This is a genomic window from Paenibacillus sp. NEAU-GSW1 (assembly GCF_009737085.1).
GTDB lineage: Bacteria > Bacillota > Bacilli > Paenibacillales > Paenibacillaceae > Pristimantibacillus.
On sequence record NZ_WOVL01000021.1, the window covers coordinates 1 to 10,499 of the forward strand.

Annotated in this window: 12 protein-coding genes; 2 read left to right on the forward strand and 10 right to left on the reverse strand. The window is 44.1% G+C overall.

Features of this window, described 5'->3' with window-relative positions; translation table 11 throughout:
* From GOM71_RS16255 to GOM71_RS16285, 8 genes are all read right to left on the reverse strand, one after another.
* On the reverse strand, positions 1–839 hold an 839-nt coding region (locus GOM71_RS16255), incomplete at its 3' end, for an RHS repeat protein (protein ID WP_173275728.1).
* A gap of 360 nt (positions 840–1,199) precedes the next feature.
* A complete protein-coding gene (locus GOM71_RS23930) occupies positions 1,200–1,409 on the reverse strand; it encodes a hypothetical protein (RefSeq protein ID WP_173275731.1) in 210 nt (69 codons plus the stop codon).
* A 609-nt stretch (positions 1,410–2,018) separates the two neighbouring features.
* Positions 2,019–2,390 (reverse strand): hypothetical protein, encoded by a 372-nt coding sequence (locus GOM71_RS16260; protein WP_156282938.1) that lies wholly within the window; start codon positions 2,388–2,390, stop codon positions 2,019–2,021.
* A 63-nt stretch (positions 2,391–2,453) separates the two neighbouring features.
* Positions 2,454–2,819: a hypothetical protein gene (locus GOM71_RS16265; RefSeq protein WP_156282939.1), complete on the reverse strand. Its 366-nt coding sequence runs from the start codon at positions 2,817–2,819 to the stop codon at positions 2,454–2,456.
* Positions 2,820–2,830: 11 nt separating this feature from the next.
* Positions 2,831–3,106 (reverse strand): NTF2 fold immunity protein, encoded by a 276-nt coding sequence (locus GOM71_RS16270; protein ID WP_156282941.1) that lies wholly within the window; start codon positions 3,104–3,106, stop codon positions 2,831–2,833.
* Between the two features lie 471 nt (positions 3,107–3,577).
* Complete coding sequence (locus GOM71_RS16275) at positions 3,578–4,285, reverse strand: DNA alkylation repair protein (RefSeq protein WP_156282943.1); 708 nt, start codon at positions 4,283–4,285, stop codon at positions 3,578–3,580.
* A gap of 77 nt (positions 4,286–4,362) precedes the next feature.
* Positions 4,363–6,693: an ABC transporter permease gene (locus GOM71_RS16280; protein WP_156283063.1), complete on the reverse strand. Its 2,331-nt coding sequence runs from the start codon at positions 6,691–6,693 to the stop codon at positions 4,363–4,365.
* A 2-nt stretch (positions 6,694–6,695) separates the two neighbouring features.
* Positions 6,696–7,400: an ABC transporter ATP-binding protein gene (locus GOM71_RS16285; RefSeq protein ID WP_367649651.1), complete on the reverse strand. Its 705-nt coding sequence runs from the start codon at positions 7,398–7,400 to the stop codon at positions 6,696–6,698.
* Positions 7,401–7,740: 340 nt separating this feature from the next.
* Here GOM71_RS16285 and GOM71_RS16290 point away from each other — a divergent pair, with 340 nt between their 5' ends.
* Both GOM71_RS16290 and GOM71_RS16295 read left to right on the forward strand, forming a co-directional pair.
* The gene (locus GOM71_RS16290; RefSeq protein WP_156283065.1) at positions 7,741–8,190 is read left to right on the forward strand and encodes an SRPBCC domain-containing protein; all 450 of its coding nucleotides are present in this window, start codon (positions 7,741–7,743) and stop codon (positions 8,188–8,190) included.
* A 24-nt stretch (positions 8,191–8,214) separates the two neighbouring features.
* Positions 8,215–8,784 carry a DUF1697 domain-containing protein gene (locus GOM71_RS16295; RefSeq protein WP_156282945.1) on the forward strand — a complete coding sequence of 190 codons (570 nt, stop codon included), beginning with the start codon at positions 8,215–8,217 and terminating at the stop codon, positions 8,782–8,784.
* Between the two features lie 56 nt (positions 8,785–8,840).
* Here the strand turns inward: GOM71_RS16295 and GOM71_RS16300 are convergent, their stop codons facing one another.
* Positions 8,841–9,971, reverse strand: coding sequence for an NADH-dependent flavin oxidoreductase (locus tag GOM71_RS16300; RefSeq protein WP_156282947.1), 1,131 nt, complete (start codon positions 9,969–9,971; stop codon positions 8,841–8,843).
* Positions 9,943–10,305 (reverse strand): IDEAL domain-containing protein, encoded by a 363-nt coding sequence (locus tag GOM71_RS16305; protein WP_156282949.1) that lies wholly within the window; start codon positions 10,303–10,305, stop codon positions 9,943–9,945. The genes GOM71_RS16300 and GOM71_RS16305 overlap by 29 nt, the downstream gene beginning before the upstream one ends.
* Between the last annotated feature and the right edge of the window lie 194 nt (positions 10,306–10,499).

The following is a 10,499-nucleotide window of genomic DNA, read 5'->3' on the forward strand; positions in this document are numbered from 1 at the left end:
GCAATGGTAGTTCCTTCAGTAACTGTTTCTTGTTCACGATTACCTGCACCATCATACGTATAGACCGTTTTCTTTCCGCTCGGTTCATTCACGGTGAGCAATCGGTTTAGCTCATCATACGTATAGCTGGTTTGACCTTTATTTTCACCTTGAACCAATTCAATCTTAGAGGTTTGATTTCCTGCTTGATCATACGTGTACGTATACTCATCAAGCAAAGTAGAACCCACGAAGTTTTGAAGCTTAGCCAATTGATTTAACTTCGTATACGTATACACTTCCTTGACGCCGTTCGGATATTCTACCGACTTCTGGCTTCCATTAGCATAATACGTATATTTTACTGGCAGGTCATCTCCTGATTTGACTTCAATTAAACGGTTTACCCGATCGAAAGTCTTGAATGTTACATTTCCTTTAACGTCTGTCGTCATTTCCTGACGATGTCCCTCAGACAAATCTTCACTAAGATCATAACGATAAACGACTGTACCTAGTTTCGGAACCGATTTACTTATTACACGATTCAATTCATCGAATACACGCGTAGTTATACCTGTCGTATCCGTCATACTTGTCTGATTGCCGTTACCATCGTAGGTAAATTTCACTTGGCGCTCGTTAAGCTTGGCCTTAGACGCTTGCTCTCCTTCGACGTTTTTGGAAATCAACCTGCTTTGTGCATCATAGACGAATTTTGTCGTATTGCCGTTACGATCACGCATGGTTAGCATCAAACCATCAGCTGTATACGTATAGCGTTCAATCTTCGTCTCATCGTATTGTCGCTTGTTCTCAATAACTGAAACAGCGCTATGATCCAATTGAGCGGCTAACAAGTTCTAGCATTATACAAATAGGTAATCGTAAGTTCATTGCCATTCGTCTGCGTTAATTTGTTGCCCATCAAATCGTACGAATAGCTTATTTGATACATTTCCTTTGCTAACGTACTGGCTCGTTGTCAATCTTGCATTGTCATAGAACTGTTCGGATATTCGTATTCCTCAAAATATAATTAGCATCCTGTTGTGCTGCATAAGCCTTTAAAGATACTATCAGCAAAAATCATAAAACCAATAAATCCTAATAGCAGGACTACTAGAAAAAGAACGATCAAAACTATAAACGAACGTCTTGTTTTCTTTAATTCATCATCCATATGGAGCACCTCTCATTAATCTCCGATTGGTTCGAATCTAAAATATTTTGCAATAAAACTCATGTTTGCCTTCAGCTAATTTATAGTTATTCTCTTTCATATAATCTGCGATATTTATACGCATATCAAGGTCAAGATTATTTAGCTCTCCTTCTGGACTTAGAAAATATTTATAGTCGACCAGCTCATTCTCCTCTACAATAACAGTGCTAAAGTCTTTAGTAGCTATTACTTCTGTATTATTCATCCAATGTATGACGACAAACGTAGAGGCTCCCAATAATACAGAAAACTACAACGAATAACGTAATTACTATCCTTTTAAATATACGCAGTATAGATCACCGACTTCAGTTAGTTCTGCAAACAACACACAACATACAAGCAGATTATCATGCTCAGACAATTAAGGTCCTCTATAAATAGTAATTTTCTGTACATTGTCGTTACTTACTTCATCTCGAGTACTCCCGACCCCAATTTTCTTTTGCCGAGACAATAGTTTGGGTCAGTAATTTTTATATTTGCCAACATAGTTTTCTCAATATTCTCAGTACTCACTTACTTTAAAAAAGTATAAATATAATATAATAACTAACGATTATTCCTATCTCTACTTGATTGTCAAAAATTATCTCTTGTTGTATTGGAACTCCCAATGACTCTACAATATCCGGATAAAAATGGGATCCAGTCCCATTCGACTTCGCTCAACAAAACACTAAGCCCATCCATGTAAATCTACTGTTATCGGTGACAGCTCTATTAATTCATCTATTAATGTATCTAATTCCGCAGATTCATTACTGGTGAAATTTAACTCCATCACTTCGCCTTCGTAATAAACCATAACGTCTCATCCATCCTTAACTATTTTCTTTGTATCATGATGACTTTGTTTCTTTACCTTGTTTACTGACTCCACAAGATCATTAAACTGTTGTTGAGAAATCTTCTTCTGCTCGACAAGCTCAGTTTGTTTCATAAAACGATCCGATCGTATGTCAGTCCCGTACCGTCTTTCACCTATCGATACTTCGAGAATATTTTCTGGCCTGAGTGAAAATAAGTAGGTTTCGCTTGAAGTGCCTGCTGGATATATCGCAATTTCCAACAAATTTCCATCCGCATTATTATTATCTATTTTCATGAAATAAGATCCGATTACCACGCACACAATGAAAGCAAAAGCTCCTATCACAAGAGTCACTTTTATCTTTTTTGTCAATTCTATGCACCTTTTCTTTCAGTTTTGTTCTTTACTGCAGCGTCTATCGAATTAATATTTTGATCAAAAATGCTTTGCCGCTTCTTCATACCGCTCCCATATTGCACTCAAATCATTATAAAAACGGATAACAATAATTTCTTCACTCTTATCCTGTCTAATCTGATTCATTTCAAATTTAGTCATAAAATAATTGTTTTTAGCTTTCAACAAGCACACATAGCCATCATGCGTATCTGTTCCTTTAGGTGGAATAAAACATCTAGTACCACTATCCAAGCTTAAAGATTTTGCAATCTTGTTCGCTTGTTCCTCATCTACCTGTTTATTGAATGTTACTACCACTTCATGACCCCAGATGAAATCGTGTAGACATATTGCAGTTATAAAGACTATGAGCATTTTGATTATAATTTTTCTATATTTCAAGGACATACCTCCTACTTTTCATGCCAAACCGCAAGTACTTTCCCATCCGCTTGCTGCAGGAGTATGTTTGGTACTCCGCCCAGTATATTTTCCGGTAGCGTTCCTTGAACAAGCCACACTTTGGATTGATCATCAAACTTTGCAACTAGCGGCTTTCTCTCAGAAATTTGATCGGCTCCATAAATTTCATTTAGGATGACTTCCGCCACCTTCTTAGCCGTCTCGGCATTTGGAATAGCTCCATTTGTCATAGATGATTGCTGTATCTGATCTTTGTAATCTTGCAAACTAAACGTCTCTTCTGAAGGAGAAGATTTTAGCAGCCAAGTGGTTGCACTAACGGTTATGGCTATAATGACTATCCATATACTCCTATTTTTCAAGATCCACCTCGATCCATCTATCCGCTTTTGAATAAACAAATGTAATAATGTCTACAACAAATACGATTAAATAGAATATACCGAGAACAGTTACCGAAATTCCATCCCATTCGGACCAGCTTATTCCCAATAGGATTGTGAAAAGCAAATGAATGAAAGGATTGAGTAATAAAGTTAACCTCACTTTCACACCTTCTTTTTATAATTGTATTCCGTACTAACTTTTGAACGATTATTTCCAAGAAAAGGTTACTACATTTTTTATCAAACTATTTAAAAATTTCGCATTTTAAACTTTATAAACATGCATTTCCAACTATATAAAACAAAGAGCATACCGCAATAATACGGTATGCCCTTGTCTGTACACTACCCTCAACAAATACAAGTCTTCTTCTTATTCCCGATGCGTCCCATCGATTCGATCTTGCCGATATATTCCGTCGCGAGCGGCACTTTGCAGGCTGTATTGCCGACGTCGACATTGACTTTGCCGATGGCCTCTGCGACCTGCTTCGCTTCCTCTGTCAGCTCTTTAACGTATGCGCCAACGGAGATGACGAACGTATTCATGACATAGCGGACGCGATTGCGCTCGCCGTGGATTGTCTCTTGCACCCGCTCCAGATAGCCGCGAATTTCTTCGATGTCCAGCTGCTCGTCAGGCGCTATCGATACATAATTGGCATAGGTGCTCCAGCCGCATACGGCGACCAGCTCATCAGTCGAGTCGATCCACTCGACCGCCAGCTCGCGGGCATACGGACTTTCCGCCGCTACCCCGGCAACGGTATACTCGGCCGGCGAGTACCATTTCACATTGGCCACCCAATGCTGAAGCTTGTCCTTCGTCATCGTCTTCGGATTGACGGTTAGACCGGCGAGATACATCGCGTCATAGATGCCGGATTCGTACAGCTGCAACGCGAGCGCTTGATCCTTTTTCACATGCTTGACCAGCTTCTTCATGTCGCCGATTTTCACGCCGAAAAACGGCTCAACTGCGCCATGCCGGATATATGTATTTTTCGTCTGCTCGGTCCCCATATCGGCAAGTGCTTGCATGACCTCTTCATATGTCATCGTCTTTATCTCCTTATTCCAAATACCCGCTTATGATAGAAAAGGGGCTGCTCGATAGCCGCCCCTTACTACTACTATTATTCTATACTCTTCAACGATTCAATCATATTTATTTTGGATATTTTTTTACGGAGAAGCAAGTTGGAAACAATCGTTAGCAGGAATGTAACCAGAATAGCTCCCAACAGAATTGCCGCATTCAACTGATCGGGAATTTGTTGGTGCGTGCTGGACAATGCGCTGATGATCGTCATAAAAACAGATTTGCTTATTGGCAAAGCGACCAGTATCGCAAATGTAGTCAGGATAATGTTTTCCAAGAAGATAAGCCGATTGATTTTGTATTTCTGGTACCCCAGTACCTTTAATGTCGCCAGCTCACGATTCCTTTCATAAATGTTGATAGATGAGATCGTATAGATCGCGCCAAAGGAGAGGATGACGGCACAGACGATAAACATAATAAACACAAAGCTGTTTTGCTTCACGATATATTGCGCTGACTTCTTCAGATCCTCTTTATCCGCAATGGTGTCGACTTGGCTGTCTTGTTCGAAGGAGGCGCGGACGTTTGCGAGATCGTTAGCGTCTTTCGCTTTTACTAATAGCGATGTCGGATTGTAGTCGATGTCGAAGCTCTTTAAGTAAGCAGGCGTAGAATAAAACGACGGATTAGAATATTGCGTAGATATGTCTAACACCTTCATATCGACCGTTTTATTTTTAAGCTCAGGCGCTGTGAACTTTAACTGGATCGTATCTCCCTTCTTAATTTGATACTTGTCAGCATAGGATTTCGGTACAAGGATGCCGTTATTATCCAGCGATATCTTCTTTTCATTATCGTCAAAGAAATGGATGAGATTATTTTCTGGTTCAGTAACCGCCAGGGTTGCATTTTCTTTTTCATTGTCCGTTATTAATTCGACCGGAAAGCTGGACAGCAAATAGCTGCTTTCGACGCCAGAAGGCTGTTTGATCGCATCCGAGGACGTTCCCATCGCATAATCTACTCTTAAATCATACGTGTAAACCTCTTCGATCTGGCCCGCAACTTTCAGCAAGGACATTTGTGTGCCAAACGCCGTTATCAACAAAACCGTACTTACAACAACGCCAATGGAGCTCGCCAAAGCTTTATACTTATTTAAAAAAATATTTCGCAAAATGAGTTTGTAGCTGTAAGAAATATTGCTCCATAGTCCCGGAATTCTCTCAATAAGCAGCTTTTTCATTTTCTTCGGCGGCTTAGGACGCATCGCTTGAGCGGCGCGTTCTTTCAGTATGGCTCTGCCGCTAAGGTAACAAGCCAGCATGCCGAATGCGCTGGAAAAAATGATCGGCGGAATGATTGAAAAGTACGAAAGCGAGAACTCGATGCCCGGCAAAGCGTAAGCCCTTGCGCTCGACTCTGTCACTAACGGAACGAATAGAGCGCCTGCAACGGCACAGCCGATAATGGAGCCGATAATGCCTACCAGCACCGGGTAGCCCATGTAATGCAGCATGATGCTTCTATTCTTCACGCCCAAAGCTTTCATAATGCCGATTTGATTCCGCTGCGAATCAATAATTCTCGACATAGCCAACAGCAAAATAATCGATTCGATCAGAAAGAGTACGAAAGGGATAACCTTGCTCATCAATTTATTGTTATCTATCGTTTGGCTGATCTGAGAATAACTGAACGACCGCTCTTTGCTTATTTGGTCTACATAAGCAAGCTGTTGTTGCTTGGATTGCGCTTCAATGGATTTCCCCAGTTGCTCCAAATCAGAGCCTTCAGCAGCATCAACCATAATTTCATTGTAAGTAAAGCCGTCTGCGATTTCAGTTGCTGACTCTTCCGATATATAAGCGAAGCCGTAAGCTTTATGGTCTTGGATTTCATTCTTTTTGGCATGCTCAACATTCTCGCCTAAGCCGCTTACCGTAAGGTTAATATTTCGTTCGTTAGCCTGGACTGTGATGCTGTCGCCAATCTTGATGCCATGCTCCGCTGCATAATGGGAATCCAATAAAATCTCGCCTTTTTGTGACGGGATGCTCCCCTCAATAACGGTCGGCGTATTGATTTCGTTGTTTGCCGGGATCGAATGGATCTTTAGCTCTGCTTTAAAATCGTCAAATGGTTGCGCCGCATCAAAGGTATAACGGGCTTCTATTTTAGTTATGCCTTTCACTCCGCCAATCGCAGCCGCATCTTCTTTGGAAAGCTTGCTGTAATACACGTTCAAATCGCTTAAGTTATGTTCTTTGAAATAATCCTTCGTATAAGCGTTCAAATTATCGCTGTACGTCACCAGTCCGCCATAGAAAAACGCTCCTACTGCGATGACCATGACAAAGGCTATAAACTGCCCTAACGATTTCTTTATATCCCGTAACAGCTTGAAATATAGTTTCATGATCACCATTCAATCCCTTCGACGCTTTGTTTATCCTCATTGATCGTAACGCTTTCTATTCTGCCGCTTTTTACTTTAATGATTTTGTCCGCCATCGGAGCAATTGCAGAGTTGTGCGTGACGAGGATGACGCATTTTTTCGTATCTCTGTTCAAATCTTGCAGCAGCTTTAAGACAGACTTGCCTGTTACATAATCCAAAGCGCCGGTTGGCTCGTCACAGAGCAGCAGCAGCGGGTTTTTGGCAACGGCTCTCGCAATGGCAACCCTTTGTTGTTCGCCTCCGGAGAGCTGGGACGGGAAGTTTTTCATCCGATTTTTCAACCCGACCTGCGTCAAAATAGGTTTCGGGTCCAGATGGTTCTTGCATACTTCAACGGCAAATTCGACATTTTCCAAAGCGTTCAAATTCGGAATCAAGTTATAAAATTGGAAGACGAAGCCGACTTTCTCCGCACGATATTTCGTTAATTTTTTCTCGTTGAATGAGGTCAGTTCTTGTCCGCCAACTTCGACTTTCCCTGAGGTTGCTGTATCCATGCCGCCCAGTATGTTCAACAGGGTGCTTTTACCGGCGCCGCTGGCACCGAGTATAACGACGAACTCTCCCTCCGATATGGAAAAATCGACACCATCAAGCGCATTAATCATCACTTCCCCGACTTTGTACTGTTTCTTTACCCCTTTAAATTCGATCAGCTTTTTCACCTTTTACATCTCCTCGTATCGTATAATTTGAAACATGGCTTCACTCGTTTCCAAGCTGAAAAATCTGTGAATCGAAACCAGTATGACCAAACTGTTCCAGTCGTTATGATTGAATTATACGAATTGATTTCGATGCGAAAAACCTTCTGCAGACTCTCCTTGACCTAGATTATAGTCGGGGCAACGGAAGGGCTGGAGATGTACGGAGAGCAAAAACGAGATGTGTTGAACCTAACGGACATACTGTTGTCGCGTTTTTACAATACTTTGCTGCCGATCTCGGTTATACTATCAAATGGAAGCAATTAGAAATAGGATGAACGGAGGAATAACGATGTCAATGGATCTGAAATATGTCATCTATATCGGGGGGACGCCGGAGCAAGTATGGAACGCGCTCACCACGCCGGAGGGGACGCGAGCGATCTTCTTCAACAGTGTGCTGCAATCAACTTTCGAAATCGGTTCGCCATACGCGTATGTAGGACCGGGCAATGACGGCGATGAGACCGTTCATGTCTATGGCGAAGTGCTTGCCTTCGAGCCGCACAAGCTGATGCGGTTCACTGAGCATCCCGGCCCTTCCTACCGTGAAAATCACGCGACATTGGAAACAAAGCTCTCGCTGTCGCTGGAGACGGTCGGAGAAAGCACGAAACTGATGCTCATAAACGACGATTGGCCTGCCGATCATCCTTCCTATGATAATACGAAGGAAAGCTGGCCGATGATTTTGAGCAATATCAAATCCTATGTAGAGACCGGCAAAGCGCTCAACTTCGGCTGGTAAAAATAACGGAGGCCGTTTGCAACTATGACCATATACATCGCACTGCTGCGCGGCATAAACGTCGGCGGGCACAACAAAATCAAGATGGCGGAGCTTCGCTCGGAGATGACAGCCGCCGGTTTCAAACGCGTTCAGACGTATATCCAAAGCGGCAATATTTTGTTCGAAGCGGAGGAAAATGACACCGAAGCGATCGTTCGCGATCGCATCGAGCGGCTGATCGAAGAGAAGTTTGGCATCGCGCTGTCTGCGGTCATCCGCACGGCAGAGGAAATTCGGCGCATCGTCGCCGATTGTCCATTCAGCGCCGAGACGATTGCCGAAGCGGCTGCGACAACGGACAAAGAAGTGCAATATGCAGCGATGCTTACGGAGGAGCCCCCTGCCTCTGGCGTAGACAAGCTGGCATCAGCCAATAACGGCGATGACGAATATCGCATCGTCGGCAGAGAGGTCTACTTGCTCTATCGGCACAGCGTGAGAGACAGCAAGCTGTCCGTCAATCTTCAAAAGCTTGGCGTCCCGGCCACCGTCCGCAACTGGAATACGATGCAGAAGTTGATCGAGTTGGCCGATGGGATGGAAGCGGAATAAACAAGCGCTGCAAAAAAACAAGAGCCAAGCGGAATCCATCCGCTTGGCTCTTTACATTAATCCCCGATCGGGAACCACCCCGGTGTATTGACGATCATATTCCACATCGGATCGGGAATGGTCAGCTCTTCCTTGCCGATCGGGTTTTTGCTCAGCGTCGTCTTAATTTGATCCTCGCTGCCCTCGGCCGTTTTCTCCACCCAATCGGGTTCGATAACAATTTCGCGGCCTAACGCGACAAGGGCAATCCCGGTATTGAGCGCTTCTAACGCTTCGTTAGGCGTATGGATCGAGCCGACTCCGATGACGGGTACGCGTCCGCCCACTCGCTCTTGAATCCACTCAATCCGGGATTTGCTCTCATCCGCGCCGCGTCTTGGCTTCGACCAAAACTCGTTCGTCGAGACATGTATATAATCAAGTCCTCGATCGGTAAGCGCATCTACGAGGCGGAATGTTTCCTCCATCGTAATGCCTGGCGTCTCCGCCTCCTCCGGCGAAAGCCGGTAGCCGATCAGGAACGGATTAGCCGTATGCTCGGCCGCTACCCGTTTCACTTCATCCAATACGGCAAGCGGAAATTTCATCCGTTTCTCCAAGCTGCCGCCCCACTCATCTTCCCTGCGATTGGAATGCGGTGAGAAAAACTGCTGCAGCAAATACCCGTTTGCGCCATGCAGCTCGATGCCGTCATAGCCCGCTTCAATCGCCCTGCGTGTCGTTTCGCCGAAATCGCGTATAATCGCTTCAACCTCCGCCTCAGTCAACGCTCTCGGCACGACGCCGCCGTTTTGCTCCGAAGCGACTGCGCTGGCGCTGACGATATCGCCGCCTGGCACGAGCGCAGGCGGACAAAGCCGGCCCCCGTGAAAAATTTGCAGGACCGCCTTTGCCCCTTTTTCTTTAATCGCTGCAGCAAGCTTGCTCATGCTGGGAATCAGTTCATCAATGTCGCCGCCAAACTCGCCGGGAAAGCCTTTGCCATTTCGGGTAACGTAGGTGCATGCTGTAATGATCATGCCGACTCCCCCGGAACGCCTTTCGTAATAGGCAAGCTCGGAATCCGATACCGTACCGTCTTCATTTCCGGATATCGTTGTCATGGGCGCCATAACGATTCGGTTCTTGAGCCGTATGCCCTTCTTAAATTCGTAGGGCTCAAATAATGGCTGAAATTCTGTTTTCATGTTCGCGATCATTCCTTTGTTTATAAGTATCATCGACAAGCGCCGTTTTTAATTGCTCCGTCAGTTCCATAAACCATGCTTCATCCCAAGTGGAAAGCGCAAGATCAATCAGATTGCGGATCGAAGCGGCATCCGAATGAACGGATGGCTCTGGCAGCTTTTTCAGCCAAGCGTCCCTCACGACAGTAGCCTTTCCAATCGCTTCCTCATTATCCGATTTTACGACATTAACTTTGACTAAGCCTTTCGGTTCATCAACCTGTTCCACGTAGCCGAAGAAAAATTCGCCATGTACCGTTTTGCCTTGTACCCAATCGCTTACTTCAATGCTCATTCTGATCACCGCCTCTAAGTACTATTTCCTCCGATGTAACTGTAACTCATTAAGTTACTGTTATAATAAAATATACAGTTAAAATTGTCAAGCGATAGACAACAACCTTTTAACAGCCTGCAACATCTAGAGCTGTCCCCAAAAAAAAGCAAGCCGCAATTTCGCAGCTTGCTCCATTCGATTTCGGTCACTGT

What these genes read in the sequence shown, in the direction of transcription:
- GOM71_RS16275 (WP_156282943.1), bottom strand. Translation starts at nt 4,285, where the DNA reads ATGACATATGAAGAGGTCATGCAAGCACTTGCCGATATGGGGACCGAG.
- GOM71_RS16300 (WP_156282947.1), bottom strand. Translation starts at nt 9,971, where the DNA reads ATGAAAACAGAATTTCAGCCATTATTTGAGCCCTACGAATTTAAGAAG.
- GOM71_RS23930 (WP_173275731.1), bottom strand. Translation starts at nt 1,409, where the DNA reads ATGAATAATACAGAAGTAATAGCTACTAAAGACTTTAGCACTGTTATT.
- GOM71_RS16295 (WP_156282945.1), top strand. Translation starts at nt 8,215, where the DNA reads ATGACCATATACATCGCACTGCTGCGCGGCATAAACGTCGGCGGGCAC.
- GOM71_RS16290 (WP_156283065.1), top strand. Translation starts at nt 7,741, where the DNA reads ATGGATCTGAAATATGTCATCTATATCGGGGGGACGCCGGAGCAAGTA.
- GOM71_RS16305 (WP_156282949.1), bottom strand. Translation starts at nt 10,305, where the DNA reads ATGAGCATTGAAGTAAGCGATTGGGTACAAGGCAAAACGGTACATGGC.
- GOM71_RS16280 (WP_156283063.1), bottom strand. Translation starts at nt 6,693, where the DNA reads ATGAAACTATATTTCAAGCTGTTACGGGATATAAAGAAATCGTTAGGG.